The following is a 26,415-nucleotide window of genomic DNA, read 5'->3' as shown; positions in this document are numbered from 1 at the left end:
CAATCACCTCTAAAACTACATTTCGAGGATCTGCATTATGTTACTTTTGACACCTGGCCCAACTCCCGTTCCTGAATCTGTTCGTGTGGCAATGAGCACACCCACTATCCATCATAGAACGCCTGAATTTGAGGCGATTTTTGGAAAAGCACGTGCGTATTTGAAAACTCTTTTTGATATGGAAGAGGTGGTGATGTTGGCTTCTAGCGGAACAGGAGCGATGGAAGCGTGTGTGCTTCATTTATGTCACAGCAAAGCCGTTGTGGTCAATTCGGGTAAATTTGGTGAGCGTTTTGGCAAGATTTGTGCGGCATACAACAAACCTTTTGTTGAAATTAAAAATGAGTGGGATACACCTGTTAGCGTGGATGCGATTGTTGAGTTGGTGAAAAATGATACGAGCATTGATGCGGTTTGTATGCAAGTGTGTGAGAGTGCGGGTGGTCTTCGACATCCTGTGGAAGCTGTTGCTAAAGCAGTTAAAGCGGTACGACCTACGATTATGGTGATTGCTGATGGTATTACAGCGGTCGGTGTGGAAAAAGTCGATACGACATACATTGATGCGCTCATTTCAGGAAGTCAAAAAGCCTTAATGCTTCCACCTGGTCTTGCTTTCATTGGTTTAAATGCAGAGGCATTAGCAATGATTGAAGCGGGAAATGGGGCAGGGTACTATTTTAATCTCAAAACAGAGCTCAAAAATCAACGTAAAAATACGACAGCATGGACAGCGGCTACGACATTGGTGATTGGTTTGGTTGCGATGTGCGAGTTGATTGATGCGAAGGGTGGCTTAGAAAAACTCTATGCAGATACTCACAAAAGGGCAATGGCAACCAACAAAGCCCTAGAATCGCTAGGTCTTCGTATCTATCCTAAAGTACCTGCTTACGCTATGAGTGCAGTTTTACATGAGGATGCGAGTAAGATTCGTAAACTTTTGAAAACCAAATATGGCGTGAATATGGCAGGAGGGCAAGACCATATTAAAGAGACGCTTTTTAGAATCAATCATATGGGGCTTGTAGAAGTGTATGAAACAGCGTGGACACTCAATGCGGTTGAGATGGCACTTTCAGAGCTGGGTATTCGTTCATTTGATGGAACGGCAAATCGCGTTTTTACGCAAGAATTTTACCGAGGCTAATGCATGATTTATGAGCACGAAATACCCACAGGAAGCAAACTTTATTTTGGCGAGAGTGCTAAATTAAAGCGGACATTGGAGAGGGTTGCAAGTGATTTGCTGTATGAAGCAGGATTTCAAGAGATTGTCACGCCATTTTTTTCCTATCATCAACATCAAAGCATTGATGAAAAGGAGTTGTTGCGTTTTTCTGATGAGCAAAACCACATTGTTTCATTACGTGCTGATAGTACCATGGATGCAGTGCGTTTGGTCACCAAACGAGTGGGAAGAAGTACGAAACATTCCAAATGGTTTTATATTCAGCCTGTATTTCGCTACCCCAGTCATGAAGTTCACCAAATCGGTGCGGAGCTGATTGGGGAAGAAAATTTGCGTTTGAGTTTGGCGACAACGTTTTCTCTTTTTGCAAAATTTGAGCTGAAACCACTTTTACATGTAAGCAATATTCAGATTCCAAAAATCATTGCGCAGATGTTAGCACTTGATTTGAGTGTCTTTGAAAAAGGGCAATTACAAAAATTGTTGGCGTTTAATATTCCATGGCTGACAAAATTAACGTGTTTACAAAGCCTTGAAGAGTTAGAAGCAGTGATAGATGAAGTGCCTCTGGAGCTTAAAGGAGAGCTAGAAAAGCTTAAAACACTTTCTGCAGAAATTTCGTATGATAATTTTGTATTTTCTCCACTGTATTATGTGAAGATGCGTTATTACAATGCGTTGTTCTTTCGGTTTATTGATAAAAATTTTACCGTAGGCGTGGGTGGAAGTTATGATTGTGAGGGAATCGCTTCAAGCGGTTTTGGGCTTTATACTGATAATTTAATTGAAATATTAATGAAAAGAGATGGGCAATAAATGAAAGCAGATATGATCGTAGGCATCCAGTGGGGCGATGAGGGTAAAGGAAAAATTGTTGATTTGATGGCGCAAGAGTACGATGTGGTGTGTCGTTACCAAGGCGGTCATAATGCGGGGCATACCATTTGGGTAGATGGGGTTCGTTATGCTTTACATTTAATTCCCTCAGGCATTCTCAATCCTAAAGCGATTAATGTGATTGGCAATGGTGTGGTGGTCTCTCCTGAGGCACTCATTAAAGAGATGGAACAATTTGAAAACTTAGCAGGGCGTTTGTTTGTCAGTGATAAAGCACATATGATTTTAAATCATCACATTTTAATTGACCAAGCCAAAGAAAAACTGCGTGGTGAAAAAGCGATTGGAACAACAGGTCGGGGCATTGGACCTAGCTATGGCAGTAAGATTGAGCGCAGTGGTCATCGTTTAGGAGAGCTTAGAGATACGACAAAATTGGCAACAGCTTTGGTAGAATTTTATGAAGAAAACAGAGCTCTTTTTGGTGCGTTAGGCATTGTGACTCCAGATTTTAAAACCCTTAAAGAAGAACTTGATGGTTATGCAAGTGTGCTTTTACCTTTTCTAAGTGACACCACACACATGGTCTGGGGTTTACTGGATGCACAGAAAAAAGTGCTTTTAGAGGGTGCTCAAGGCACGATGTTAGACATTGATCATGGAACGTATCCTTTTGTCACCAGTTCCAATACGATTAGTGCGGGTGCGTGTGTGGGATTGGGATTGAATCCTAAAGATATTGGTAAAGTTACGGGGATTGTTAAAGCGTACTGTACTCGTGTGGGCAATGGACCTTTCCCGACAGAAGATTTTGGGAACGATGGGGATAATCTTCGTGAAAAAGGCAAAGAGTTTGGTACTTCTACAGGAAGACCTCGCCGTTGTGGATGGTTTGATGCGGTAGCGTGTCGTTATGCCAGTCGTATCAATGGGTGTGATGATTTAGCGATTATGAAACTTGATGTTTTGGATGGATTTGAAACGATTAAAGTATGTGTTGCCTATGAAATAAATGGCGGGCGTGTGGAAACCTTACCTGAAGATTTGGAAAATATTGTTCCCATTTATGAAGAGTTACCAGGGTGGGGAAGTGTCGTAGGGTGTCGTAAGTTTGAAGAACTTCCTGAAACTGCGAAAGCTTATATTCGACGTATTGAGGTTCTAACAGGAACGAAAGTAGGACTGATTTCAACGAGTCCAGATAGGAACGATACGATTATTTTATAATCTTTACATGTAAAGGTATTTTGATGAAAAGTCAGTTCTCGAAAATCGCAAAGATTCGCAAACAAAAACGTGATACGATTGAGCGAGAGCTGATAAAACATCAACATAAAGAACGACTTATTCGCCATAAAATTAGCTCACTCTACGATGAAATTACACAGACTCAACTCCCGAAAGAAGGATTGGTATCGGCTTTTTTGATGGTGAGTGAACAAAAAAGTATTTTAAATCGTGAAAAAAAGAGGCATGAAGAAGAACTGATAGCCCTTTTACAGGTCATCAAAAAGCTCCAAGTAGAGTATCAAAAAGCTCATGTTGAATATGAAAAAATTAAATATTTAGAAGAGCAAGAACTTCAAGTGATGATGGCAAAAATCAAGAGAGAAGAACAGCTCTATTTAGATGAGATATCCACGATGTTATTTGCAGGTGAAATGAGCCAAAAAGGAAGGGTATGAGAGCATTTTGGATACTTCTAGTAGCGACATTTTTATGGGCTGAAGCCATTGATTGTACGAAGGTTTTTGAAGAGCGTAAAAGTGAGCTTTTAAAAGAGATTGAGAAGATTGATGAAGCCAGACAATCTTTTGAAGCCCTTCAAGCAGCGACCAATGTTCTTTTTGAAAAACAAAAAAGTGTTTTGAAGGAAAAAGAGAGCGCTTTAGCGAAAACCAAAGAGGAAATCGAGGTAAAAGAGAAACGTATCGCTTCAATGCTTGCAGAAAATAAAAAGCTTTTGGAGCAAATTGAAGCGAAGAAAAACGATAAACTTGATGAAACCTATATCAAAATGAAAGATGCTGCAGCTGCAGCGATTATTGAAAAACTTCCTGTGCATGAAGGTGCTGCTATTTTGTTTACTTTACCGCCTAAAAAAGTCTCACAGATTATGGCAAAAATGGATCCGCAAATTGCTTCGGAGATTACACAAAGCCTCAAAAAAGGTCCTCCTTTTGTAGAAAACAATCAAACAAAAGAGTGACAAAATCCCTTCAAACTTTCTCTAAACAGATATTTACCTTAGCTTCGATACAATATGTCAAAATTCAGAAGTAAGGTTTATGGATGAAAATCAGATTGCCTCATGCCCCTTATATAGCCAATAAAATAGCGATCGATATTTTAAATTGCGGATTTGTTACCATGTTCAAGGGCTTGGAGCCTGTTGTCAAAGTTGCAGAAGATTTGATTGTCGAAGATATAAAAAAAGAGACAGCATTGGAAGAACGTGTTATCGAAATTTTGGATCAAAATGAAGATGAGATGGAATTTCAGCGGGTTGACCGAAGAAATATGTTTTGGTTGATTAAGAAAAAACTCGCGCGTGAGTTTGGTGTTATTTTATCGTATGAAGATAGATACAATGAAGTGGCACATAAAATTTTAGAAACATGTTGGAAGCAGGGATTAATTGAATACAATGTTTCTGAAAATCGTATTAAGAATGTCGTATATATGGCTATTGAAGCTTATGTGGAACATTTTCAAGAGATTGAAAATGAAGTAGCAGATAAAATAGCGAATTATAAGCGCAAACTTGTCCCTGGTTCTGAAGAGTATGATTTGATTTTTGAGAAATTGTATGAAGAAGAGTTGAGAAGAAGAGGAATGTTGTCATGATGTTAAAACCTGTATGGATTTACCTTGAAAATGGGGTGTTTTTAGAAGCGAAAAGTTTTGGCTTTGAGGGCTCAAGAACGGGTGAAATTGTTTTTAATACCTCAATGAGCGGGTATCAAGAGATTATGAGTGATCCAAGTTACGCAGGACAATTTGTCGTTTTCACCATGCCTGAAATTGGTATTGTTGGGTGTAATGATGACGATATGGAAAGCCAAAGCATTCATGCCAGTGGTATGTTTGTCAGAAGTTTGAATGAGATACCTTCGAATTTTAGAGCGAGAGAAAACTTACCTTCACTTTTGAAAAAACATGACAGTATGGGTATTTGTGAGATTGATACACGCTACCTTACCAAGATGATTCGAGATGGTGGTCCTCAAATGATGATTGCCTCAACCGAAGTGAGTGATAAAGAGACGCTTAAAACAATGCTCAAAAACAGTCCTCGTATTGAAGAGGTCAATTATATTGAGCAGGTTGGAACTAAAAAATCTTATTTACATGTAAAGGGTGTTTGGAATGCTGAAACACAGTCTTACAATGCTGCTCACAATAATTTAGGCAAAAAAATTGTTGCGGTTGATTTTGGTATTAAGCGCAATATTTTAAATGAGTTATGTGCAACAGGACTTGAGGTTGAAGTGATTCCTCATGATTTTAGTGCCGATGAGATTATTGAGCGTTATAAAAGAGGAGAGATTCACGGACTCTTTTTATCCAACGGGCCGGGAGATCCTCTTATTCTTAAAAAAGAGGTTGCGCAAATTAGCAAATTAATTGAAGCAAAAGTACCTATGTTTGGTATTTGTTTAGGACACCAACTGCTTTCTATTGCGCATGGTCATCCAACTTACAAATTGAAATTTGGTCAACACGGTGGTAACCATCCTGTTAAAAACACGAAAACAAATATTGTTGAGATTACCGCACAAAATCACAATTACAATGTTCCAGAATCCGTCTGTTCCATTGCAAAGGTAACGCATATTAACCTTTTTGACAATACCATTGAGGGGTTGGAGTATAACGATGCACCTATTTTTTCAGTGCAACATCATCCAGAAGCCAGTCCTGGTCCTCATGAAAGTAAATACATTTTTCAAGAGTTTGCTAACAGACTTTAATCTTCTTAGGGGAGCAGTGTCATAAACGCAATTGATATTTCAGCAATTCTTAGTGTTGCTTTTTTAGGAAGTTTAGGGCACTGCATTGGTATGTGTGGGGGATTTGTAATGGCGTACACAAGCGCTAAAATTGATCCCTCTTCTGCTGCTTTACATCAGTTTTTTGCCCATTTGATTTATAATTTTGGACGTATGAGTGCCTATGTTGTTTTAGGTCTTCTTTTTGGTGCCTTAGGCTCACTTTTTACATTTTCAGCTTATGTAAGTGGATATTTCTACTTTGTAGCGGGTATCATCATGGTGTTAATGGGACTTTCCATGATGGGAAAAATAAAATTTTTAACGTCGCTAGAGTCCAATCTCGCTTTTCATCCCTTTGTAAAAAAACTCTTTTCTTACTTAATTCATACGAAAAAAATGGTCAGTTTTTATGGACTGGGTGTTTTAAATGGTTTTTTACCCTGTGGTTTGGTGTACTTCTTTTTAGCGAAAGCGGCTACATCAGGCTCTGCGTTTTATGGGGCTTTGACAATGGCACTCTTTGGGTTAGCCACCATGCCTGTGATGTTAGGACTGGGATATGTGGTTGGATTTTTAAAAGGAAACGTCTTTCGAGATTGGATGATTAAAATTGCTTCTTTGATTATTGTCCTTTATGGTATTTATATGTCCTATCTTGGCTACAGTGCGGTTGTGGGATAGGATGAAGCTAGAGCAGTATCAGCATGCTATTGAAAGCAGTAATATCATCTCAAAGACGGATGTCTATGGCATTATTACGTTTGTTAACGATGAATTTTGTAAAATTTCGGGCTATACGAAAGAAGAATTAATAGGTCAAAATCACAATATTGTCAGACATCCTGATGTTCCAGCCTCGACTTTTAAGCAAATGTGGCAAACGATTCTTCAAAAAAAAACCTATAAATCAACCGTTAAAAATCGTGCTAAAGATGGTTCGACATTTTATGTTAATACCACAGTATTTCCCATTTTAAATGAAGAAGATGAGATTGAAGAATTTATAGCAATTCGTTATGATGTCACAGAGAGTGTGCGATTAAGTGAGGCACTTATCGCTAAAGATGAAGAATTAGAAGATTTAAACGCAACGTTAGAAAAGCGTGTTCAAGAGCAGACAAAAGCCTTGATGGAGTTAAACCAAACCCTAGAAGAGCGTGTCAAAGAAGAGGTTGAAAAAAATCGAGAGAAAGATCGTTTTTTGTTTCAGCAATCCCGTTTAGCTTCCATGGGAGAGATGATTGCTAATATTGCGCACCAATGGAGACAGCCTCTTTCAGAACTGACCATTACGCTTTATCAGATGAAAAAAGTTTATACCAAACAAGGCAATGATAAAGATGAAGCGTTTGAAGAGAGTTATATTCACGCTAAACGTATTATCTCAAAAATGTCTGAAACGATTGAGGATTTTCGTAATTTTTTTAGTCCTGAACGTCAAAGTGATTTTTTTATGCTTAGCAGTGTTGCCCAAGAAGCGATTGATATTATGCGAGGGACACTGGAAAAAAATAAAATTTATATTAAACTTGATGTAAAAAAAGATGTCAAAATCAAGGGATTCTTCAATGAATTTTCGCAAGTTTTGATTAATATAATGAATAATGCCATTGATGCATTTAATGGAATTAATCTTAAAAAAAGATTAATTTATATTGAAATTGACACAACAACGCAAGGAGATGCTATAATGCGTTTATGTGACAATGCTGGTGGTATTGAAGAGGGGATTTTAGACAAAATTTTTGAACCTTATTTTACGACCAAACACGCAAGTTCGGGCACAGGGCTTGGGCTTTATATGAGTAAAATGATTGTCAATAATAGCATGAAAGGCTCCATCGTTGCCCATAATGAAAATAAGGGTGCGTGTTTTACACTAACGATACCTGCCGCAAAAGAGTAAAAGGGAAAGAGATGAGTGGATTATCGAAATTAACAGTTTTATGTGTCGAAGATGAGGAGTATCTACGAGAGGCACTGCAAAAAGCGCTTAGCGATGAGTTTGCTAAATTTATTTTGGCACGCGATGGTGAAGATGGGCTGAAAAAATTTAAAAAATATAAGCCAGATATTGTCATCACAGACATTATGATGCCCATTATGGATGGTTTGAGTATGGCAAAAGAGATTAAGCAGTTCTCAAAACAAACTCCCATTGTTATTTTAAGTGCGTTTAGTGAAAGAGAAAAACTTTTAGAAGCGATTGATGTAGGCATTGATAAGTATTTGATTAAGCCGATTGACCCTGATGAACTCTTGTCGACCTTACGACATATTTCACGAGAACTTTTTGAAGAGAGTGATAGTGTCGATTTGGGTTTTAACTATCAATTTGACAAAAGTAGGCGGGTTCTTGTTAAAGAGGGAAAAACGATTTTTTTAACCAAAAAAGAGTTGCTTTTTATCTCCATTTTAGTCAAAAATCTCGGAGTGTTTGTGTTGCATGATGAGATTAAAAAATACGTTTGGACAAACAAAAAAGTAACAGATTCAGCAATTCGCACCTTTATTAAGCGTGTTCGTGAAAAAACGGACAAAGACTTTATCAAAAACATTCCAGGACTTGGCTACAAAATAAATATGCAAGAACGATAATTTCATTGTTCTTGCTTTCTTCTTAGTTAAACATTTTTTCCATATTTTTCATTTAACACAAATTTAATCTTATTAAGCTTTATTGCAGATTCTCTTCACTATAATTTCTCCATTATGTGATATTTTTGTGACATAAAAAGACAAACAGGAGGAATTGATGCAGGCTAATCATGCATTGAACTATGATTATTCCGTAGCGAAATGTTTTACCTACGCAACGATTCTATTTGGAATCATTGGTATGGTAATAGGTGTTGTTATTGCCTATCAGATGGCGTTTCCAGATTTGAATTATTTAGCGGGTGAATATGGCACGTTTGGTCGTTTAAGACCACTTCACACGTCAGGGGTTATTTTTGGCTTTTTGTTGAGTGGAATTTTTGCTACTTGGTACTACGTTGGGCAACGTGTGCTTAAAGTTTCTATGGCAGAATCTCCATTTTTGATGATTGTCGGACGACTTCATTTTTGGATTTATATGATCACAATTCTTGTGGCAGTTGTGACTTTGTTTATGGGTATTGGTACGTCTAAAGAGTACGCAGAGCTAGAATGGCCACTCGATATCGCTGTGGTTGTGGTATGGGTTATGTGGGGTATTAGTATTTTTGGTTTGATTGGTATCAGACGTGAAAAAACACTTTATATCTCTATGTGGTACTACATCGCAACCTTTTTAGGTGTGGCAATGCTCTATCTTTTCAATAACATGGAAGTTCCAACTTATTTTGTTGCGGGTATGGGTAAATGGTATCACTCTGTTTCCATGTATGCAGGAACCAATGATGCGATGGTTCAATGGTGGTATGGACATAACGCTGTGGCGTTTGTTTTCACCGTGCCTATTATTGCGATGATTTATTACTTCTTGCCAAAAGAATCAGGTCAGCCAGTTTTTTCTTATAAATTATCTCTTCTTTCATTTTGGGGTTTGATGTTTGTTTACCTTTGGGCAGGTGGACACCATTTACTCTACTCAACGGTGCCTGATTGGGTTCAAACAATGGGTTCTATTTTCTCTATTATTTTGATTCTTCCATCATGGGGTAGTGCGATTAATATGCTTTTAACCATGAAAGGACAATGGGGTCAACTCAAAGAGAATCCTTTGATTAAATTTATGATTTTTGCTTCAACCTTTTACATGTTAAGTACACTTGAAGGTCCAATTCAAGCGATTAAATCGGTTAATGCGTTAGCACACTTTACGGATTGGATTCCAGGTCACGTTCATGATGGTACGTTGGGCTGGGTTGGCTTTATGACCATGGCAGCCTTGTATCATATGGCGCCACGTATGTATAAGCGTGAACTTTACAGTAAAAAATTGATGGAATCTCAATTTTGGATTCAAACCACAGGTATCGTGATGTACTTCTCTAGCATGTGGATTGCAGGTATTACACAGGGTATGATGTGGAGAGCAACGGATCAATACGGAAATCTTGCATACTCTTTCATTGATACCGTAACCGTACTCATTCCTTACTATGCGCTTCGTGCGACAGGTGGATTGTTGTATTTAATTGGTTTCTTTATGTTTGCGTATAATTTATATAAAACCATGACTGTAAGTAAAGCGATTGAGCGAGAACCTCAAAATGCTTCACCTATGGCAGCGTAAGGGGAGGGTAGAATTATGTTTCATTGGTTAGAAAAAAACCCATTCTTTTTTGCGGTAGGTGTCTTTTTGGTGATTGCTTATGCGGGTGTTGTGACGATTCTTCCAGACTTTATGGAGAGTGCTCGTCCTGTAACAGGTACAAAACCTTATACGGTTTTGGAACTTGCGGGACGTCAAATCTATATTAAAGATAGCTGTAATGCTTGCCATTCACAGTTGGTTCGTCCTTTTAAATCTGAAACAGACCGTTATGGTATGTACTCTTTAAGCGGTGAATATGCGTATGATCGACCATTCCTTTGGGGAAGTAAACGTACGGGTCCTGACTTGATGCGGGTTGGAAATTATCGAACAACCGATTGGCACGAGTACCATATGTTAGCACCTCAAAGTGTTGTTCCTGGCTCTATCATGCCAGCGTATAAGCATATGTTTAAAAATAATACGGATATTGAGACAGCGTATGCTGAAGCATTAACCGTTAAAAAAGTCTTTAATGTTCCTTATGATCAGCCAGATATGCCTAAACTTGGAACCTATGATGAAGCAAAAAAAGCACTCATGGAAGAGGCAGCTTTGATTGTGGCAGATATGAAAGATTCTGAGGTTAAAGAGGCTTTCAAACGAGGCGAGATTAAAGAGATTGTGGCAATGATTGCCTATCTTAACAGCTTAAAATAAGGTGCATACGGTGAATATGGAAACAATTAGAGAGCTTCAAGCGTATGGTTATATCTTTTTTACGATTTTTTTAGCCGTCATTTTGTACAGCTATTTGTATCATTTGTATAAGGCTGAAAAAAAAGGTACAAGAAACTATGAGCAGTATTCTAATATTGCTCTGCATGATAATCTTGACGATGCTCCAGTTGAATCCCGTACACCGTCGAATAAAGAGAAAGAATAAAGAGGAGCAATAGATGAATTGGCTGAATGACAATGTAAACGTATTGGCATTGCTTGGTGCCGCAGCAATTTTAATTCTCACCATCGGTGTGTCTTGGAAGTACATTCAACAGATGAAAACCGACAAAAGCAGTGGAGAGTTAACAAAAGAGAATTGGGATGGAATTGGTGAGTATAAAAATCCTCTCCCTATTGGATGGTCGCTCTCTTTTTTAGGTACTATGATTTGGGCATTATGGTACTTTTTCGTAGGGTATCCTCTCAATTCATATTCACAAATTGGTGAGTATAATGATGAGGTTAAAGGTCATACGACACAGTTTGAGAGTAAATTCTCCAATCCTGATAAAGCAACACTGATGGCAATGGGTGAGGGCATCTTTCTTGTTCAATGTGCTCCTTGTCATGGTGTTACGGGTGATGGTATTAATGGAAAAGCGGCAAATCTTGAGCAATGGGGCAATGAAGCAGCTGTTGTTCACGCCATTGTGAATGGTGCAAAAGGCTCAGAGTATCCTTTGGGTGAAATGCCAGCAGGATTGTTGGATGAGCAAAGTGCAAAAGCAGTGGCGGCATTTATGATGCAAGAAATTTCGAGCGTCAAAAAAACGAAGAATCCAGCCCTTGTTGAAGAGGGTCGTGCACTTTGGGCAACATGCTCGGCGTGTCATGGTGAAGATGGAAAAGGTATGGCAGGAAGCGCTCCTGATTTAAGTACCTATGGCAGTGCGCAATTTGTAGTGAATGTTTTAGGAACAGGCAAAAAAGGCGCTATTGGAAATATGCCTAAATTTAACGATGGTCGCTTAAGCAATGTTCAAAAAACAGCCGTTGGCACCTATGTTAGCTCATTAGCAAAATAAGGATAAAAGATGGAAAATACCAATCGAAACATTTTTGGTCTCAATGGCATCACAGGGATGTTGATTGCAACTGTTTTACTATTGTCTATTTTAGCTGGGTTGACGATATGGGGCATTAGTGCGCAACAAGTTGTTGCGGATAAACCGTATAAATTGACAGATCCTCAAGCGATTAAAATGCGAGATACACAAAATGCGACGCAAAAAGTGATTGAGACGTCAGGAGGGAGTAAATGATGGCAGACAATATGGATAAAATCATTACAGCAGGGCTTATTATTTTAGCGATTGTAACAGCGTGGGCGGTACTTACTCCCAATCATCTGTTCATTGGTTAAGGAAAATGGCTTTACATGTAAAGGTAAAAAGGGCGTTTTTTAGCGCTCTTTTTGCCTTTGTACCGCTTTTTGCCATGGAGTCTCATTTTGTTCAATCGGATGCGATTTTAGAAGAGAGAACAGCGCAAAAGATAGATGAAATGGGAAAAGAGCTCTTTGAAAAAAGCGGTATTAAAGTGATTTTGGTTGCCAAAGAGAGAGGTGGTGAGTCCATCGTCAATTTTGGTGAAACATTTGCGAAAACACAAGAGACACCTTTTGTGCTTTTAACGCTTTTTTTGGAAGAGAAAAAAGTGGATATTTATCACTCTAAAGGGCTTGAATCGCTTTTTGATAAAGAGGCTATTTTATCTCCTTTGCCGTGGCGTGGGACGATTATTCCGCTTTTAACCACGAAGAAAAATGAGGTGGGTGTGAGTGCGGCTTTGCTCAATGGTTATGCAGATATTGTTGATCAAATCGCAGCGTCTAAGAAAATTGTTTTAGCAAGTTCTATTGGAAGTGCCAATAAAACAACCTTAAGTTTTATCAAACTTGGGATTTATGGGTTTGTTGGGATTTTGGTTTTGATGATGTTCTATCGAAGGATGAAAAAACGTGTCTAAAGTAAAAACAGAGCGAAATTATTACCCACATGCGGTAGTAGGGATGATTATTGGGTGTGTGATAGCGTGTGGTTATACCATTAAGATTGCTTTGGATAATCCTGTTGAAATGGATACGTACTACATGGAAAAATACCAAAATGTCGATGAAAACATTAACGAAATCTTAGAGCTTCAAGAAAAATTCAATGCCAATTTTACACTGGCATACTCTTCTGAGAAGTTTCACAAAGGTCAAAATGAGATCACCCTTCGCTTAACGACGAAACGTGGCGAAGTCGTTGAAAATGCGGATATCACCTTGATGCTTTCACGTCCTGAAACCAATAAAGAGAATCAAACCTTACGCCCCTCTCGTGTGGAGAAAGGTCTTTATACCTTTGGTCCTTTTACGATTGAAAAAGAGGGAAGATGGCAGCTTTTAAGTAAAATTCAGGTGGGTGAATTTAAGGGTTATCATAAAGATGAGGCGTATGCGGTGAAATAAAATCATTTCACCCTGACATAAAAATCTCTCTCACATTTTTCCTTTGTTATAATCTCTCTACTTCACATCAAAGAGCAGAGACTATGATACATGTTTTTCCTACGAGCCGTGCAATACGCTCTTTTTACGATACATTTGTTGAAACCAATACCCTTTTACCCAAAGCGATCAGTATCGCTGAGTTTGAACAAAAAGCGCTTCTTATCCCCCATCGTTCCTTGGTCGATGAGGACATGCGTGTTTTGTTAATGCAAGAGGCCTCACGCTTTACCCGTTTTGAGTTGTTGCATATTGATCGTGATTTTTTTACATTTTTAAAAAACTCCTCCTATCTTTTTCGTTTCTTTGAAGAACTTGCGCATGAAAAAGTCTCTATGGATGCTTTGGTCATAGCTGATACTTATGCGCATTACGCAGAGCATTTGGATGTTTTGCAAACCCTTTTAAAACACTACAAAGCCCTTTTAAATCAACAGGCTCTTTATGATCGCATAACGCTCCTAGAACTTTATACAATCAATGAAGCGTATGTTCGTTCCTTAGGTGCGGTGTGTATTCATCTCGAAGGTTTTTTGAGCCATTTTGAATGGGAGTTACTTGAAAAAATAGCAGCGATAATCCCTTTACATGTAAAAGTTTGTCTTAATGCATACAATCAAAAAATCAAAGCACATTTGCAAACACGTGGGATTGTGACACAAGAGAATCATACGTATGAGATTGATTTTTCACGCAAAGAGATTTTACATGTAAGGGTAAATGAGCCCTTGTCTTTAGGGGGTTCATGTTATGGATTTCGTTCACGTATCTCACAAGTAGCGTATGTTTACAGTACGATTGCGCAGTTTGTCGAGGAGGGCATTGCTCCGCATGAAATTGTTATTGTCTTACCTGATGAGGGATTTGCCCAACATTTATCTTGCTTTGATCGCTGGAACAATTTGAACTTTGCGATGGGTATAAGTGTTAAGCAGAGCGCTTTTTTTCAAACACTCAGTGCGCTGGAAAAAGCGATGCGTCAAGGAGAAATTGAAGATACTTTACGTGTCAAACGCTTAAAGATAGACGAAGAGAAACTCGTTACATGTAAAACAGTATGGCATCAAAAACTTGCTCCTCAAAGTGCGATGGATTTTATTAGAAGTTTATTGAGTGAAAAAGAGGCGCAAAAAGGCGTTTTTAAAGAGGCACTTTTTGCATTTGAACACTTTTTAAACCATGCGCCCTCTTTACGTTTTGAACAGGTCATAAAGCTTTTACTCAATCGCTTGAGTGTTTTAAGCGAAGATGATGTAAGAGGCGGGAAAATAACCGTTATGGGTGTTTTAGAAACCAGAGGGGTGGCATATAAAGGGGTGATTGTTGTTGATTTTAACGATGAGTTTGTCCCCAAACGCTCTTCAAAAGACCTTTTTCTCTCTTCTGATGTACGTGCCCATGCAGGACTTCCAACGAAAAGAGACCGTGAGAATTTACAGCGTTATTTTTACCATCAACTCTTTTCTCGTGCTACAAAAGTTGCCATTGCGTATGTTAAAAATGAGACGGCTATGCCTTCTCGTTTTTTGGATGAGATGGGATTTGATACACAACGTATGGCAGATGAGGGAAATTTTGCTCCTCTTTTATGGAAGATAAACGCTCCACGAACTCTTTATACACAAGCGTTTATTGATGCGCCCTATGATTTAAAGGCTGCTCCATTATCGGCTACTAAGTTGAAAACCCTGCTTTCATGTCAACGCCAATTTTATTTTCGTTACATCGCTAAATTCAAAGAGGCAAAGATGCCTAGTAACACAATAGATGAGCAAAGCCTTGGAATTGTCTTACATAAGGTTTTAGAAGAGGCGATTTTGACGCAAAATCTTTTAGAGGAGAAGCACCTCTTTGCTAAGATAGAAGAGCTTCTAAAAAAAGAGTCGCATAATGATGTTTGGGGTTATTTTGCGGATGTGTGGTTGGAAAAATTGCGTCCGTTTATTTGCAATGAAGTGAAGCGTTTTGAAGATGGCTTTTTGGTCTATAAAAAAGAGTTTTCGCATAGCGTGTTGTATCAAGGATTTGTCTTAGAAGGACAGATTGACCGTATTGATAGGAAAGAAGATAGGCTCTATGTAATTGATTATAAAAGCGGTAAAGTACCAACCACTACGGAAAAGAACCTTGAAAATACGGTTGATTTTCAACTGCTGTTTTATAGCTTGATTGCAGGTGCTTTAGGAGAGGTGCATGGGGCGTATTATTATGATTTAAAAGAGGGTGTTTTGATTGAGGAGCCGTTTTTAGAAGAAAAAAAAGTGCTTTTAGAGGAGAAACTTCGCCTTTTTGCAAAGCCAATGAACGGTTATGCTTTGTGTGATGATATTAAGCATTGTAGGATTTGCCCCTATGTGATGTTGTGTGGAAGAGAGGAGAGTCTATGAATTTTTCACCTTATTTAGCCCTAGAGGCAAGTGCGGGAAGTGGAAAAACTTTTGCGCTGAGTGTGCGTTATCTCTCTTTACTGTTTATGGGAGCCAATGCTCAGAAAATTGTGGCATTGACCTTTACCAACAAATCCGCACACGAGATGAAAACACGTATTTTTGAGACCCTCAAAGATTTGGAAAACAAAGAAGAGCTACACGCTATTGCGGAACAGACAGGAAAAAGCGAAGAGGTTCTGTTGCGTGAAAAAGAGCATGTGTTGCGCCATTTGCTTCAAGCGGATATTAAAATTTCCACACTAGACGCTTTTTTTGCCCTAATTTTACGCCATTTTGCGCTTAATGTAGGGTTGCAACCTGATTTTAGTATTGGAGAGGAAACTTTAGATGAAAAGTTGATAGAACAGTTTATTGCACTGTGCAAATCCAAAAATCTTTATCGTTCTTTAATCGCCTTTACACTTCAAGAAGATAAAAAATTAGGAGATGTTTTTTCTCTGTTGCACTTTTTGTACCAAAAAAAATCTGAACTCAGGCTCGATGCCTTTCCTGAGGCTTCTTACCCTTCTTTACAGCCGTGTTTAGAGATTTTGGAGCGTATAAGGGTTTATTTTGAAGCGTGCGGACTCTCTACAAGAGGTTTGGCAACGTTTCAAGCACAGAGTTTAGGGGAACTTTTAGCGAAGAAATATTTGGAGCGAGAGGATTTTGGATATTGGGATTATAAAAAGTATGCCAATGAAACCGTCAATGCGCTTTTGCATGAGCTCAAAGAGGCGTTACGCATACATTGTGATGCGAAAGAGGCGTACTTTTTAGGGGAACTTGGAAAGCTTTTTGGGGTCTACGATGAAAGCCTTAGGCGTCTGATGAGGGCAAATGGAGAATTAGGATTTGATGATGTCACCAATTTGCTTTATACGCTTTTAAGAGAGGAAATTCATAAGGATTTTCTCTATTTTCGTTTGGATGGGACGGTGGAGCATCTTCTCATTGATGAGTTTCAAGATACGAGCGTAGTGCAGTATGAAATATTGCTTCCCTTAATTGAGGAGATTCGCGCAGGACGTGGGGTTAAGGATTTTAAAACACTCTTTTTTGTGGGGGATGTGAAGCAGTCTATTTATCGCTTTCGTGGTGGAGCAAAGGAGTTGTTTGGGTACGCTAAAGAGAGCCTTCATTTAGCGGTGGACTCTTTGGACACCAATTATCGCAGTAGTCCTGAAGTCGTAGCGTTTGTCAATGAAATTTTTACGGGGAAAATGAAAGGTTATGAGACGCAAAAGGCAGCGAAAAAAGAGGGAGAGGGGTACATTTGCGTACGCATAGATGAGTGTGTTGAGTCTTTGGTTTTAGAGGAGATTGGGCGTGTGCTAGAAAAAGGCATTAAGCCAAAAGATATTGCACTTTTAGTGCATACAAACAAAGATGCTAAAGTTTTCAAAGCGTTGATACAAGAGCATTTTCCCTCTTTACATGTTCGATTGGAAGCCACGTTAAAATTGACGGAAGTTCGTTCGATTAAGGCGATGATTTCGTTGTTAAAATATCTCTATTTTGGAGATGAAATTTATAAAGCATCCTTTTGCACTTTATCTGGGATGTCATGGGGTACACCGCTTTCTATGGTCTCATGTACGATGCATCAGCCTCCTTTGGTAGTGGTTCAAATGCTGATTGAGCACTATGGGTTGTACGATGGAAGTCAAGACTGGTTGCGCTTTTTAGAGGTTGCGAGTCGTTATGAGGAGATAGAGAGTTTTCTCTTTGCGCTAGAGCGCTTAAGCGACGAGGCGAAGAGTGAAGACAGTGAAGGGTTGCGGGTTTTAACGGTGCATAAATCAAAAGGTTTGGAGTTTGAACATGTGATTTTGTGCGATAAATTGGGACGAGATACCACTCAAAGCGACACTCTTTTGTTTTCTTACGATGCGGTGAATTTACAAGAAGTTCACCTGACGATGCGAGGCAGAGAGTCTGTGGATAGCGGGTATGAAAAGGCGAAAGAGCGTGAGCAGAGTTTAAATTTTGAAGACAGGCTCAATGCGCTTTATGTTGCTTTTACTCGGGCAAAACGCTCTTTATGTGTGTGTGCAAAATCAGACAATAGTGTTTTTGAGTCTTTAAACCTTACCCCTTTGGAGCGAGGTATTCTAAGCCAGACAGAGGCTAGTGTGGCTCCTTCGTTGAAGCCACTGCCTCTGTTTTTTCCTAAAGCGTATGGGACACAAAACATCAGTGCAGTCGAAGATGAGCTCAACGAGAGTGTAGAGGTTGGTTCTATGACGTTTGGCATCGCACAGCACTATTTGCTTGAAATGTGGGATGGTTTTGAAAAAGAGAGTTTAGAGAGGGCGTATTTGGCGTTGCGTAACCGTTTTGCTTCTGTGCTTGATGAAGGGGCGTTACAACGTCTTTATCAAAGAGCAGAGCATTTGCTTACATGTAAGGATTTTTTGAGTTTAGTTCAAGGCGCAAACATCTTGAAGGAACAACCGCTGATGTATCAAAAAGAGCGCAAACAAATAGACCTTTTACTAGAGCATCCCGATAAAATTGTGGTGATTGATTATAAAAGTTCTAAAAAAGAGAGTGCAAAACATCATGCGCAAGTTGCTCTTTATCAAGAGGCTCTTTCACAAATCTATACGCTTCCTGTGGAGGGGTATATTTGTTATTTGGGGAATGAGGGTGTGGAGCTGGTTAAAAACTTATAAGATACTTAATTTAAGCGATATATAAGTATAGTTTAACTACACTTGCACTTCGTTAAATAAATACGTCAAAGGTTATGACAAATGAAAGCAACACTTGCGATTAAGCCAAGCGAAGTCAAACGCGACTGGATCGTGGTCGATGCTGCTGGTAAGCGTTTTGGTAAAGTGCTTACAGAAGTAGCGACACTTCTTCGAGGCAAACATAAACCTTATTTTACTCCAAATGTTGATTGTGGTGATTTTGTTATCATCATCAATGCGGAAAAAGTAGAGTTTAGTGGAACAAAATTAGACACAAAATTGTACCATAGACACACAGGATATTTCGGTGGTGTTAAAACTGAAAAATTAGGTGATCTTTTGAACAACAACCCAGCGAAATTGTACAGACTTGCAGTAAGAGGCATGTTACCTAAAACAAATCTTGCTAAAGAGATGATCAAAAAGCTAAAAGTATATGCTGGTAATGAGCATCCACATACAGCGCAAGTTAAAGCAGAGGTAAAGTAATATGGCAAAAGTATATGCAACTGGAAAAAGAAAAACAGCTATCGCTAAAGTATGGGTTGCACCTGGTAAAGGTTCAATTACAGTTAACGGTATTGATTTTGAAGCGTGGTTGGGTGGTCATGAGACTATTAAGAAACGTGTTCGTCAACCCCTTGCTCTTACAAAACAAGAAGCAAGCTTTGATATCGTAGCTAACACTTTGGGTGGTGGTTATTCAGCTCAAGCTGACGCTCTTCGTCATGGTATCTCTAAAGCACTTGCTTCTATGGATGCAGATTTTAGAGCAATCCTTAAACCATTTGGTTTATTAACTCGTGACTCAAGAATTGTAGAGCGTAAAAAATACGGTCGCAAAAAAGCACGTCGTAGTCCACAGTTCTCAAAACGTTAATTGTTCTTTTACAAGAGTCTTTCGAGACTTTTGTGCTTTATGCAAGGGATTTTCCCTTGCATTTTCTCTCTTAAAATCTTCATTCTTTATTTTAATACGCCATCTTTTTTTGTAGGTTTAATACGCGCACTGCTAGCACGCTTATTGTTTTCTTTAGTTGATAAAATCCTAAGAACAGCCATCTCTTTATGAAATAAATCGAATTTTTGTGCAAGTTCTTCATCCAGAAAGTATTCCACGCCATTTTCTGCTCCATATTTTATGGTGCTAAGATCAAGTTTATTTGCGATAATGAAACTTTTAACAATGACAGAAAATGTGAGGGGTGATTTATGATCAATTTGGCACTCTTCCCATTCAATAATTTCATTAGTAAGAGCACATTTAACAGGTCTATTTTTAAAACAATGCTTCTTAAAATCTCTTAAACGATTAGCTATCGTAAAGCGACAAGCACGCGAAAAAAATTTTTCATTTGACAAATCATTGTTGATTGCCAATCTGTAGCCAAATAATGCTTTTTTGCCAGATTGGTATAAAAGAAAAAAACATTGAGTGCCTCTAAAGTCAGGGTGCAAATCTACTGTAACTGATTTTAAATAATCACCTGTTTCTTTTTCGTATGCTTCGATTTCTTCATTTTCAAAATCACGATAGACAAGATTTTTAACACTTGCAAAATCTTGTCTATTTAATTCTTCACCCACTTTGTAGGCATTTAAAATAATTTTATAAAAAGTAAGGGCTTGTGTTTTTGACGTAAATTCTTGATTGCCTATTTTAATTGTAAATCGACTCAAATTCTTTCCTTATTCTTGTAAATTCTATGTTAATATCCTGCCAATTCTTTCATCAATACTTGAACATCATCTTTATCAAAAAAGAGGTTAAACTCTAACTCTTTAGAAAATTCTTTGAGTAGTGCAATTTTTTTTGTTTGACGCTCATCAGAATTTTCGATGCGTGAAAGCTCTGTGTGGAGTCTTTGTCGGTACATTTCACGAATCTCTTCTTGTTTTTGCGGACTTGGTTTTGGCTTGGTGCGCGGTTTGAGCCAGAAATAGCCAAAGACAAAAATGGAGCTTAGCAGGAGAATGTGGGGAAGAAATTCCATGAATTACCTTTACATGTAAAATCGGATTTTGATAAACAGTATATCCAACTCTCCGCGATAAAATTTAGAATACCTTTCATTTCTTAAACCTCTTTTGTGTAAAATCTCTTAAACTAACACAAAGAGGACATCATGCACTTTACAACTCCCCTTAAAAGTAACAGTACGAAAATCATGCTCATTGGCAGTGGTGAGCTGGGCAAAGAAGTCGTTATCGAAGCAACACGTTTGGGCATTGAAACCGTAGCGGTGGATTCGTATCCGCAAGCACCTGCACATTTGGTTGCCAATAAAAGCTATGTCATCAACATGAAAAATAAAGAAGCTCTTTTAGAGGTGATTCGTCTCGAAAAACCGATGTATATCTTGCCTGAAGTGGAAGCACTCAGTATCGAAGCACTTATTGAAGCGGAGAAAGAGGGTTTTTGTGTCATTCCTAATGCGGACGCGGTTAAAAAGACGATGAATCGTAAAAATATTCGTGAGTTTGCCGCTGAAAAATTGGGGCTTAAAACGAGTGGTTATGTTTTTGTTAAGACGCTTGAAGAGCTTCAAGAAGCGACTAAAAAGCTGGGCATTCCTTGCGTGGTTAAGCCTGTGATGAGTTCTTCAGGGCATGGGCAAAGTGTGATTAGAAGCGAAGCGGACATTCAAAAATCGTGGGAGATTGCTAAAGAAGCCAGAGGCGATGCGAGTGAACTCATCGTTGAGGAGTTTGTGCCATTTGATTATGAGATTACGCTTCTTACGGTTCGCAATGGCAAAGAGACTGTTTTTTGTGAGCCAATAGGTCATATACAAGAAAATGGGGATTATGTTTTGAGTTGGCAGCCTGTTCCTATGAAGCCTGAAGTTTTAGCTAAAGCGCAAGTGATGGCAAAAACGGTGACGGATGGTTTAGGGGGTCGTGGTCTATTTGGCGTGGAATTTTTTGTGAAAAATGATGAGGTCTATTTTTCTGAGCTGAGTCCTCGTCCGCATGACACAGGCATGGTCACGATGATAACCCAAAGTCAGAGCGAATTTGCCTTACATGTAAGAGCCGTTCTTGGCTTACCGCTTGATTTTACCTTTTACGGAGCGGGTGCGAGTGGGGCGTTTAAAAGTCTGAAAGAGGAGCATTTGCCAACCCTTGAAATTCCTGAGAGTGCCTTTTCTAAAAACTCCTTTGTGCGTGTTTTTGGGAAACCTGTGAGTCATGTGGGGCGAAGAATGGCGGTGGCATTAGTGCTTGATGAAGTAGAAGCGGCAAAGAAAAAAGCTAAAGAGATTGTCTCTGCCATCATCGGATAATGAAACCAAAAATTTTAATCAGTGCTTGTTTAATGGGCGAAAATGTGAAGTATGATGGTGGTAACAATGCTTTACATGTAAAAAGAGTGGCGCAGTGGCAAGAGGAGGGTGTTCTCGTTGCTTTGTGCCCTGAAGTTTTAGGTGGTTTAAGTATTCCTCGTTTGCCCTCAGAAGTGGTGTATGGCTCTTTTCGTGTGGTTAATTCTGCGGGAGAAGAGGTAACTGACGCATTTGAAAAAGGAGCTTTGGAAGCCTTACGCATTGCGAAAGAAGAGGGGGCTGTTATGGCAATTTTAAAAGCTAGAAGCCCTTCGTGTGGAAAAGGCGTTATCTACGATGGAACGTTTTCGCATACGAAAGTTAATGATTCTGGGGTGGCGTGTAAAGCGTTGCAGAGTGCTGGTATTGCGGTTTTTAGTGAAGAGGAGCTAGAAGAAGCGGAAGCGTTTTGGAAGCGAAAAGTTTTTTAAGTACTGGAAATAAATGCTTTCATTTTCAACGAGAGTCCTTTAAAGACAAGCTCATAAGAATCATCTATCCATCCAAAGATTAAAGAAGACTCAATGCTATCATTGCAGATAATTGTATTCCAATGTTTTTTGTTCATATGATACCCTGCTAAAACGCAGGGGTATATTTCACGTAGTTCTTTGGCATAGTAAGGGTCACATTTGACATTGATACGAGGGGGATGACTCTCTTCGTCAAGGAGAGCAAATATTTTGTTTCCTACTTTAAAAACAGCCGTTGTTTCATCAAAAGGGTACTCTTTTGTTGCGCCTGTGAAATCAAGACAATAATCAGTTAGGGTTGCTAATGTCATGGTTATTCCTAAATAGAAGACTTTTATAGGAGCAGTTTAACCTCAAATTTTAAAAAAGAAGATAAAAAAAGAGAAAATAACTCTTATTAACTTTTTATTTACCAATGATTTAGAGAGCGTTTAAACAACTTCTCTATACTTTCACTACCAAGACAATTACCTCCTTTTTGTGAATAACTTAACTTCTTTATAAAGCTTCCAGATTTTGCCCGATCTGGAAGCTTTTTTTTTGCCCAAAAATCTAATATAATCCCTTTATGAAAACACTTTTATGGATGCTTATTTTTTGTCTATCGTCTGTGAGCGCAAGTACGCTTCATTTGTCCATTGCTGCCAATCCTAGTCGTCTAAATCCTATTCTTTCAACGGATGCGACAAGTTCAGAAGTTTCAAGATGGATTTTTAATGCCCTGCTTCGCTATGACAAAGAGGGAAGGGTTGTTCCTGAATTGGCGAAAAACTACTCTTTTATAGACGATACAACGCTGGTCTTTGAATTAAGAGAGGATGTGACATGGAGTGATGGAACGCCTTTTAGTGCGAAGGATATCCTTTTTACTTATGAGACCATTCTCTCGCCTTCTATCTTTACGCCTTACTCTTCAGGATTTACGCATGTTTTACATGTAAAGATTTTAGACCCGTATAAAATTGAAGTCAAGTATAAATATCCCTATTTTAAAGCCTTAGAAATCTGGATGATGGAAGTGTTGCCTGAGCATATTTTGCGTGATGAAAAAGCGTTGATGACAAGCTCTTTTAACCAATCTCCCATTGGGACAGGCTCTTATACTTTAGAATCATTTGCGATTTCTAAAAACATTGTGCTTCACGCTAATGCGAATTATTTTATCCATAAACCCTATATTGATGAGATTATTTTTCACTATTTACCTGATCGTGCGGCGGAATTTATGATGCTTAAATCGAAAAAACTTGATATAGGCACCTTAACACCTTTGCAATTAGAGCGTCAAATTGATGAGGATTTTCGTCAGTATTATACGATTTATGAAGAGAGCGCTCATTCTTATTCGTATATAGGATTTAATTTAAAAGAGGCGAAGTTTAAAGACCCACGTGTGCGAGAAGCGCTCTCTTTGGCGATTGATAGAGAAGCGTTGGTTGATATTTTGCATTTTGGGCATGGCAAAGTCTGCACAGGTCCTTTTATGTCTGGCACAGGAGCGTTTAATGCACAGATTGAAGCGCCTAAAAGAGATATTGCTAAAGCTAAAGCGCTTTTAAAAGAGGCGGGCTATGATGCAGAAAATCCATTGATATTTGAGCTCTCCACGAGTGCGAGTGGCAGTGGGAGTTATTCGGCACAGGTTTTACAGCATCAACTTAAAGAAGCAGGGGTTGTGATGAAGCTGCGTGTGATGGAGTGGCAAGCTTTTTTAAATACAGTGGTATTGCCCCGTAAGTTTGAGGCGGTTTTAATGGGATGGTCTTTAGGTCTAAAGCCTGATGCGTATAGTATATGGCACAGTGAGTCGCAGCGCAAAGGAGGCTTTAATTTTGTGGGTTATCACAATGAAAAAGTCGATGCGCTGATTAAAGAAGCAGAAAAAACGGTGAATCAAGAAAAATTTGACGCACTGTATCGGGAGATTTTTGCGCATATTGTTGCAGATAATCCTTATCTTTTCTTAGTGATTCCAAATAGCATTACCGCCGTCAATAAGGAGATACATCCCGTCTCCACGTCGCTGATTGGTATTATGCATAATGCTGTTGATTGGATTAAACCAGAACTTTAAACCTCTTTTTGTATGGAGTGTGTTACAATTCGTTTTTAACTTTAAAAAAAGAAAATTTTCCCAAAAGGATGAAATATGAAAAAATCGCTATTTTCATTAGCAGCGTTGGCAACGCTTGCATTGGCTGCTCCAACAGCATACAACTATGAGGTGACACCAACCATTGGTGGTGTTTATCCAGAAGGCAATCTTGACATTCACAGTCAATTGACGTATGGTCTACGATTTGGTATCAATCTTGATAGCAACATTGTAAGTCAAATCGAGTTAGGTTATGACAGAAGTGATGATGTTGATTATGAAAAAAGTACGAAAGATACAAACATTAATCGCTACTATGCAAACGTTGTTAAAGAGTACAAATTAACTCCTGAAACAGCGCTTTATGCTTTGGTAGGTTTGGGTCATGAAGATTTGAGCAACTCTGCAAATGACAATGACGATAGCATGTTTGCACAATACGGTGGTGGTGTCAAATATTGGGTAAGCGATAACTTTGCACTTAAAGCAGAAGTACGTCATGCGGTTAAATTTGACCATGGCGATAATAACCTATTTTATAGCCTAGGTTTTGCTATTCCATTTAGTCCAAAAGCAGCACCTGTGGTAGCAAAAGCTGAGCCAAAACCAGCTCCTGTTGCAGCACCTATTGCACCAAAAGATAGCGATATGGATGGCGTATATGATGACAAAGATAAATGTCCAAATACACCAAAAGGTACCGTTGTTGATGTTGATGGTTGTACCAAAATTATTCGTTTACATGTAAAGTTTGACTTTGACAAATCTGTCGTAAAACCAGCGTTTATGCCTGAAATTCAAAAAGTAGCAGATTTTATGAAACAAAATCCAGGATATAGCGTTGTTTTAGAGGGACACACTGACTCTAAAGGTAGCGATGCGTATAACCAAAAACTTTCTGATAGCCGTGCAAAAGCGGTGGCTAAAGCACTTTCAAATTTAGGTGTTGCGGCTGCGAAAGTAACAACTGAAGCGTATGGTGAGAGCAAACCTGTTGCAACCAACGATACAGAAGCGGGTCGTGCTGAAAACAGAAGAGTAGACGCACTCTTTAAAAAATAAACCTTTTATTCCATCTAGCGTTAGGCTAGATGGAATACCTCTTGTTACTTTCCAAAGACTTGTTGAATAATCGAACTACCACTTGCCAAAGGATTGCTACGCAAGGCTTTTTCTTTCTCCCCAATCATATAAAAAAGTCCATCGAGGGTTTTACGCCCAATATAACTCTCAATATCTTCATCCCCACTCGGAAGTGCATCTCCCATGCCTAAGCCTTTGGCTAAAGAAGAGGCTTGTCCAACCAGAGCATTATTGCCAATGGCTTGGGTTGCGCTACTGCCACCTGCAAAGCCTTTAAGGGCTTGATAAGAGCTCATCACTTGACTTTCACTGATACTCTCTTTGATAATCGGCATAATCGCACTTAAGAGCTTGCTACCTGCTTTGGTTTTAAAATAATCCGTTGCGGCAGTATTGCCACCACTGACAATGGCCTGTGCATCCTCAACGCTCATCGAAGAGATCGTATCACTAAGAATTGAGGCTGTTTTAGGAACGGATTTGGTAGCGGCGGTATTCATCGTTTTAACAAAATCATCGACGTAGCTTTTGCCTCCTAGTTTTTCAGCGGCTGTGGCAATAGGTTTCATGGAAGAGGGCAGAGGAATTTTAACGGCACTGTTATTCAGATAGCCGTTCTCTTTACCCAACAAAGAGACGGCTTGTTTGGCTCCTAAACTGAGTGCTTCCTTGACACCTGATGTCGCCGTACTTTGCGAAGTGGTGGTCGTTTTGGTCGTTGTTTGTGTACTCGATGCGGCATTAACTGCAGTATTTAAAGTATCTTGCCAATTTGCCGCACAGAGCATTAGTGGGGTTAATAGAATAAGTGTTTGTTTAAGCATAA

The 26,415-nt window shown here is 38.9% G+C and carries 29 protein-coding genes; 25 read left to right on the top strand and 4 right to left on the bottom strand.

Annotated features, from left to right (window positions below; genetic code table 11):
• Nucleotides 1–37 precede the first annotated feature (37 nt).
• The 21 genes from SDEL_RS09755 to rpsI all read left to right on the top strand — a co-directional run bounded on the left by SDEL_RS09755 (nt 38) and on the right by rpsI (nt 19,492).
• Nucleotides 38–1,150: a pyridoxal-phosphate-dependent aminotransferase family protein gene (locus tag SDEL_RS09755; protein WP_012857692.1), complete on the top strand. Its 1,113-nt coding sequence runs from the start codon at nt 38–40 to the stop codon at nt 1,148–1,150.
• Nucleotides 1,151–1,153: 3 nt separating this feature from the next.
• Complete coding sequence (locus SDEL_RS09750; protein ID WP_012857691.1) at nt 1,154–2,008, top strand: ATP phosphoribosyltransferase regulatory subunit; 855 nt, start codon at nt 1,154–1,156, stop codon at nt 2,006–2,008.
• Nucleotides 2,009–3,256, top strand: coding sequence for an adenylosuccinate synthase (locus SDEL_RS09745; protein WP_012857690.1), 1,248 nt, complete (start codon nt 2,009–2,011; stop codon nt 3,254–3,256). It begins immediately after the preceding gene.
• 23 nt (nt 3,257–3,279) lie between these two features.
• Nucleotides 3,280–3,714, top strand: coding sequence for a flagellar export protein FliJ (locus SDEL_RS09740; protein WP_012857689.1), 435 nt, complete (start codon nt 3,280–3,282; stop codon nt 3,712–3,714).
• Nucleotides 3,711–4,238, top strand: coding sequence for a MotE family protein (locus SDEL_RS09735; protein ID WP_012857688.1), 528 nt, complete (start codon nt 3,711–3,713; stop codon nt 4,236–4,238). The genes SDEL_RS09740 and SDEL_RS09735 overlap by 4 nt, the downstream gene beginning before the upstream one ends.
• A gap of 83 nt (nt 4,239–4,321) precedes the next feature.
• Complete coding sequence (locus SDEL_RS09730; protein WP_012857687.1) at nt 4,322–4,876, top strand: DUF507 family protein; 555 nt, start codon at nt 4,322–4,324, stop codon at nt 4,874–4,876.
• Entirely contained in the window at nt 4,873–6,003 is a 1,131-nt protein-coding gene (gene carA, locus SDEL_RS09725) for a glutamine-hydrolyzing carbamoyl-phosphate synthase small subunit (protein ID WP_012857686.1), read from the top strand. The genes SDEL_RS09730 and carA overlap by 4 nt, the downstream gene beginning before the upstream one ends.
• A gap of 21 nt (nt 6,004–6,024) precedes the next feature.
• On the top strand, nt 6,025–6,705 hold the full coding sequence (locus tag SDEL_RS09720) for a sulfite exporter TauE/SafE family protein (RefSeq protein WP_012857685.1): 681 nt from the start codon (nt 6,025–6,027) through the stop codon (nt 6,703–6,705).
• Between the two features lies 1 nt (nt 6,706).
• Entirely contained in the window at nt 6,707–7,930 is a 1,224-nt protein-coding gene (locus SDEL_RS09715) for a PAS domain-containing sensor histidine kinase (protein WP_012857684.1), read from the top strand.
• Nucleotides 7,931–7,941: 11 nt separating this feature from the next.
• Entirely contained in the window at nt 7,942–8,622 is a 681-nt protein-coding gene (locus SDEL_RS09710) for a response regulator transcription factor (protein ID WP_012857683.1), read from the top strand.
• 157 nt (nt 8,623–8,779) lie between these two features.
• Nucleotides 8,780–10,246 carry a cytochrome-c oxidase, cbb3-type subunit I gene (gene ccoN, locus SDEL_RS09705; RefSeq protein ID WP_012857682.1) on the top strand — a complete coding sequence of 489 codons (1,467 nt, stop codon included), beginning with the start codon at nt 8,780–8,782 and terminating at the stop codon, nt 10,244–10,246.
• Between the two features lie 15 nt (nt 10,247–10,261).
• A complete protein-coding gene (gene ccoO / locus SDEL_RS09700; RefSeq protein WP_012857681.1) occupies nt 10,262–10,927 on the top strand; it encodes a cytochrome-c oxidase, cbb3-type subunit II in 666 nt (221 codons plus the stop codon).
• Between the two features lie 16 nt (nt 10,928–10,943).
• Nucleotides 10,944–11,153, top strand: a complete 210-nt coding sequence (locus tag SDEL_RS09695; RefSeq protein WP_041666612.1) for a cytochrome c oxidase, cbb3-type, CcoQ subunit — start codon at nt 10,944–10,946, stop codon at nt 11,151–11,153.
• A 13-nt stretch (nt 11,154–11,166) separates the two neighbouring features.
• Complete coding sequence (locus tag SDEL_RS09690) at nt 11,167–12,015, top strand: cbb3-type cytochrome c oxidase N-terminal domain-containing protein (protein ID WP_012857679.1); 849 nt, start codon at nt 11,167–11,169, stop codon at nt 12,013–12,015.
• Nucleotides 12,016–12,024: 9 nt separating this feature from the next.
• Entirely contained in the window at nt 12,025–12,252 is a 228-nt protein-coding gene (locus SDEL_RS09685) for a DUF4006 family protein (protein ID WP_012857678.1), read from the top strand.
• 106 nt (nt 12,253–12,358) lie between these two features.
• Complete coding sequence (locus tag SDEL_RS09680) at nt 12,359–12,958, top strand: TPM domain-containing protein (protein ID WP_012857676.1); 600 nt, start codon at nt 12,359–12,361, stop codon at nt 12,956–12,958.
• Nucleotides 12,951–13,445, top strand: a complete 495-nt coding sequence (locus SDEL_RS09675; protein WP_012857675.1) for a FixH family protein — start codon at nt 12,951–12,953, stop codon at nt 13,443–13,445. Before SDEL_RS09680 ends, SDEL_RS09675 begins: the two co-directional genes overlap by 8 nt.
• A gap of 83 nt (nt 13,446–13,528) precedes the next feature.
• Nucleotides 13,529–15,871, top strand: coding sequence for a PD-(D/E)XK nuclease family protein (locus SDEL_RS09670; protein WP_012857674.1), 2,343 nt, complete (start codon nt 13,529–13,531; stop codon nt 15,869–15,871).
• Entirely contained in the window at nt 15,868–18,591 is a 2,724-nt protein-coding gene (locus tag SDEL_RS09665) for a RecB-like helicase (protein ID WP_012857673.1), read from the top strand. The genes SDEL_RS09670 and SDEL_RS09665 overlap by 4 nt, the downstream gene beginning before the upstream one ends.
• 81 nt (nt 18,592–18,672) lie before the next feature.
• Nucleotides 18,673–19,101, top strand: coding sequence for a 50S ribosomal protein L13 (gene rplM / locus SDEL_RS09660; RefSeq protein WP_012857672.1), 429 nt, complete (start codon nt 18,673–18,675; stop codon nt 19,099–19,101).
• Between the two features lies 1 nt (nt 19,102).
• Nucleotides 19,103–19,492: a 30S ribosomal protein S9 gene (gene rpsI / locus SDEL_RS09655; protein ID WP_012857671.1), complete on the top strand. Its 390-nt coding sequence runs from the start codon at nt 19,103–19,105 to the stop codon at nt 19,490–19,492.
• Between the two features lie 86 nt (nt 19,493–19,578).
• On the opposite strand, the gene SDEL_RS09650 is transcribed toward rpsI, so the two are convergent.
• Together SDEL_RS09650 and SDEL_RS09645 are read right to left on the bottom strand one after the other, a co-directional pair.
• Nucleotides 19,579–20,292 carry a DCL family protein gene (locus SDEL_RS09650; RefSeq protein WP_012857670.1) on the bottom strand — a complete coding sequence of 238 codons (714 nt, stop codon included), beginning with the start codon at nt 20,290–20,292 and terminating at the stop codon, nt 19,579–19,581.
• Nucleotides 20,293–20,321: 29 nt separating this feature from the next.
• A complete protein-coding gene (locus tag SDEL_RS09645; RefSeq protein WP_012857669.1) occupies nt 20,322–20,606 on the bottom strand; it encodes a hypothetical protein in 285 nt (94 codons plus the stop codon).
• A 132-nt stretch (nt 20,607–20,738) separates the two neighbouring features.
• Between SDEL_RS09645 and purT the strand changes: the two genes are divergently transcribed.
• Complete coding sequence (gene purT, locus SDEL_RS09640; RefSeq protein WP_012857668.1) at nt 20,739–21,899, top strand: formate-dependent phosphoribosylglycinamide formyltransferase; 1,161 nt, start codon at nt 20,739–20,741, stop codon at nt 21,897–21,899.
• Nucleotides 21,899–22,369 carry a 2-thiouracil desulfurase family protein gene (locus SDEL_RS09635; protein ID WP_012857667.1) on the top strand — a complete coding sequence of 157 codons (471 nt, stop codon included), beginning with the start codon at nt 21,899–21,901 and terminating at the stop codon, nt 22,367–22,369. The genes purT and SDEL_RS09635 overlap by 1 nt, the downstream gene beginning before the upstream one ends.
• On the opposite strand, the gene SDEL_RS09630 is transcribed toward SDEL_RS09635, so the two are convergent.
• A complete protein-coding gene (locus SDEL_RS09630) occupies nt 22,366–22,722 on the bottom strand; it encodes an MmcQ/YjbR family DNA-binding protein (RefSeq protein WP_012857666.1) in 357 nt (118 codons plus the stop codon). The genes SDEL_RS09635 and SDEL_RS09630 overlap by 4 nt on opposite strands.
• A gap of 257 nt (nt 22,723–22,979) precedes the next feature.
• Between SDEL_RS09630 and SDEL_RS09625 the strand changes: the two genes are divergently transcribed.
• A complete protein-coding gene (locus tag SDEL_RS09625; RefSeq protein ID WP_012857665.1) occupies nt 22,980–24,485 on the top strand; it encodes a peptide-binding protein in 1,506 nt (501 codons plus the stop codon).
• Between the two features lie 75 nt (nt 24,486–24,560).
• Nucleotides 24,561–25,568 carry an OmpA family protein gene (locus tag SDEL_RS09620; protein WP_012857664.1) on the top strand — a complete coding sequence of 336 codons (1,008 nt, stop codon included), beginning with the start codon at nt 24,561–24,563 and terminating at the stop codon, nt 25,566–25,568.
• A 44-nt stretch (nt 25,569–25,612) separates the two neighbouring features.
• Here SDEL_RS09620 and SDEL_RS09615 read toward each other — a convergent pair whose 3' ends face one another.
• Nucleotides 25,613–26,413, bottom strand: coding sequence for a DUF4197 domain-containing protein (locus tag SDEL_RS09615; protein ID WP_012857663.1), 801 nt, complete (start codon nt 26,411–26,413; stop codon nt 25,613–25,615).
• Between the last annotated feature and the right edge of the window lie 2 nt (nt 26,414–26,415).

Source organism: Sulfurospirillum deleyianum DSM 6946 (genome assembly GCF_000024885.1).
GTDB classification, from domain to species: domain Bacteria; phylum Campylobacterota; class Campylobacteria; order Campylobacterales; family Sulfurospirillaceae; genus Sulfurospirillum; species Sulfurospirillum deleyianum.
The sequence above is the reverse complement of the archived record's forward strand: the minus strand, read 5'-3'. Positions and strand labels throughout refer to the sequence as shown.

What these genes read in the sequence shown, in the direction of transcription:
- SDEL_RS09755 (WP_012857692.1), top strand. Translation starts at nt 38, where the DNA reads ATGTTACTTTTGACACCTGGCCCAACTCCCGTTCCTGAATCTGTTCGT.
- SDEL_RS09750 (WP_012857691.1), top strand. Translation starts at nt 1,154, where the DNA reads ATGATTTATGAGCACGAAATACCCACAGGAAGCAAACTTTATTTTGGC.
- SDEL_RS09745 (WP_012857690.1), top strand. Translation starts at nt 2,009, where the DNA reads ATGAAAGCAGATATGATCGTAGGCATCCAGTGGGGCGATGAGGGTAAA.
- SDEL_RS09740 (WP_012857689.1), top strand. Translation starts at nt 3,280, where the DNA reads ATGAAAAGTCAGTTCTCGAAAATCGCAAAGATTCGCAAACAAAAACGT.
- SDEL_RS09735 (WP_012857688.1), top strand. Translation starts at nt 3,711, where the DNA reads ATGAGAGCATTTTGGATACTTCTAGTAGCGACATTTTTATGGGCTGAA.
- SDEL_RS09730 (WP_012857687.1), top strand. Translation starts at nt 4,322, where the DNA reads ATGAAAATCAGATTGCCTCATGCCCCTTATATAGCCAATAAAATAGCG.
- carA (WP_012857686.1), top strand. Translation starts at nt 4,873, where the DNA reads ATGATGTTAAAACCTGTATGGATTTACCTTGAAAATGGGGTGTTTTTA.
- SDEL_RS09715 (WP_012857684.1), top strand. Translation starts at nt 6,707, where the DNA reads ATGAAGCTAGAGCAGTATCAGCATGCTATTGAAAGCAGTAATATCATC.
- SDEL_RS09710 (WP_012857683.1), top strand. Translation starts at nt 7,942, where the DNA reads ATGAGTGGATTATCGAAATTAACAGTTTTATGTGTCGAAGATGAGGAG.
- ccoN (WP_012857682.1), top strand. Translation starts at nt 8,780, where the DNA reads ATGCAGGCTAATCATGCATTGAACTATGATTATTCCGTAGCGAAATGT.
- ccoO (WP_012857681.1), top strand. Translation starts at nt 10,262, where the DNA reads ATGTTTCATTGGTTAGAAAAAAACCCATTCTTTTTTGCGGTAGGTGTC.
- SDEL_RS09695 (WP_041666612.1), top strand. Translation starts at nt 10,944, where the DNA reads ATGGAAACAATTAGAGAGCTTCAAGCGTATGGTTATATCTTTTTTACG.
- SDEL_RS09690 (WP_012857679.1), top strand. Translation starts at nt 11,167, where the DNA reads ATGAATTGGCTGAATGACAATGTAAACGTATTGGCATTGCTTGGTGCC.
- SDEL_RS09685 (WP_012857678.1), top strand. Translation starts at nt 12,025, where the DNA reads ATGGAAAATACCAATCGAAACATTTTTGGTCTCAATGGCATCACAGGG.
- SDEL_RS09680 (WP_012857676.1), top strand. Translation starts at nt 12,359, where the DNA reads ATGGCTTTACATGTAAAGGTAAAAAGGGCGTTTTTTAGCGCTCTTTTT.
- SDEL_RS09670 (WP_012857674.1), top strand. Translation starts at nt 13,529, where the DNA reads ATGATACATGTTTTTCCTACGAGCCGTGCAATACGCTCTTTTTACGAT.
- SDEL_RS09665 (WP_012857673.1), top strand. Translation starts at nt 15,868, where the DNA reads ATGAATTTTTCACCTTATTTAGCCCTAGAGGCAAGTGCGGGAAGTGGA.
- rplM (WP_012857672.1), top strand. Translation starts at nt 18,673, where the DNA reads ATGAAAGCAACACTTGCGATTAAGCCAAGCGAAGTCAAACGCGACTGG.
- rpsI (WP_012857671.1), top strand. Translation starts at nt 19,103, where the DNA reads ATGGCAAAAGTATATGCAACTGGAAAAAGAAAAACAGCTATCGCTAAA.
- SDEL_RS09645 (WP_012857669.1), bottom strand. Translation starts at nt 20,606, where the DNA reads ATGGAATTTCTTCCCCACATTCTCCTGCTAAGCTCCATTTTTGTCTTT.
- purT (WP_012857668.1), top strand. Translation starts at nt 20,739, where the DNA reads ATGCACTTTACAACTCCCCTTAAAAGTAACAGTACGAAAATCATGCTC.
- SDEL_RS09635 (WP_012857667.1), top strand. Translation starts at nt 21,899, where the DNA reads ATGAAACCAAAAATTTTAATCAGTGCTTGTTTAATGGGCGAAAATGTG.
- SDEL_RS09630 (WP_012857666.1), bottom strand. Translation starts at nt 22,722, where the DNA reads ATGACATTAGCAACCCTAACTGATTATTGTCTTGATTTCACAGGCGCA.
- SDEL_RS09625 (WP_012857665.1), top strand. Translation starts at nt 22,980, where the DNA reads ATGAAAACACTTTTATGGATGCTTATTTTTTGTCTATCGTCTGTGAGC.
- SDEL_RS09620 (WP_012857664.1), top strand. Translation starts at nt 24,561, where the DNA reads ATGAAAAAATCGCTATTTTCATTAGCAGCGTTGGCAACGCTTGCATTG.
- SDEL_RS09615 (WP_012857663.1), bottom strand. Translation starts at nt 26,413, where the DNA reads ATGCTTAAACAAACACTTATTCTATTAACCCCACTAATGCTCTGTGCG.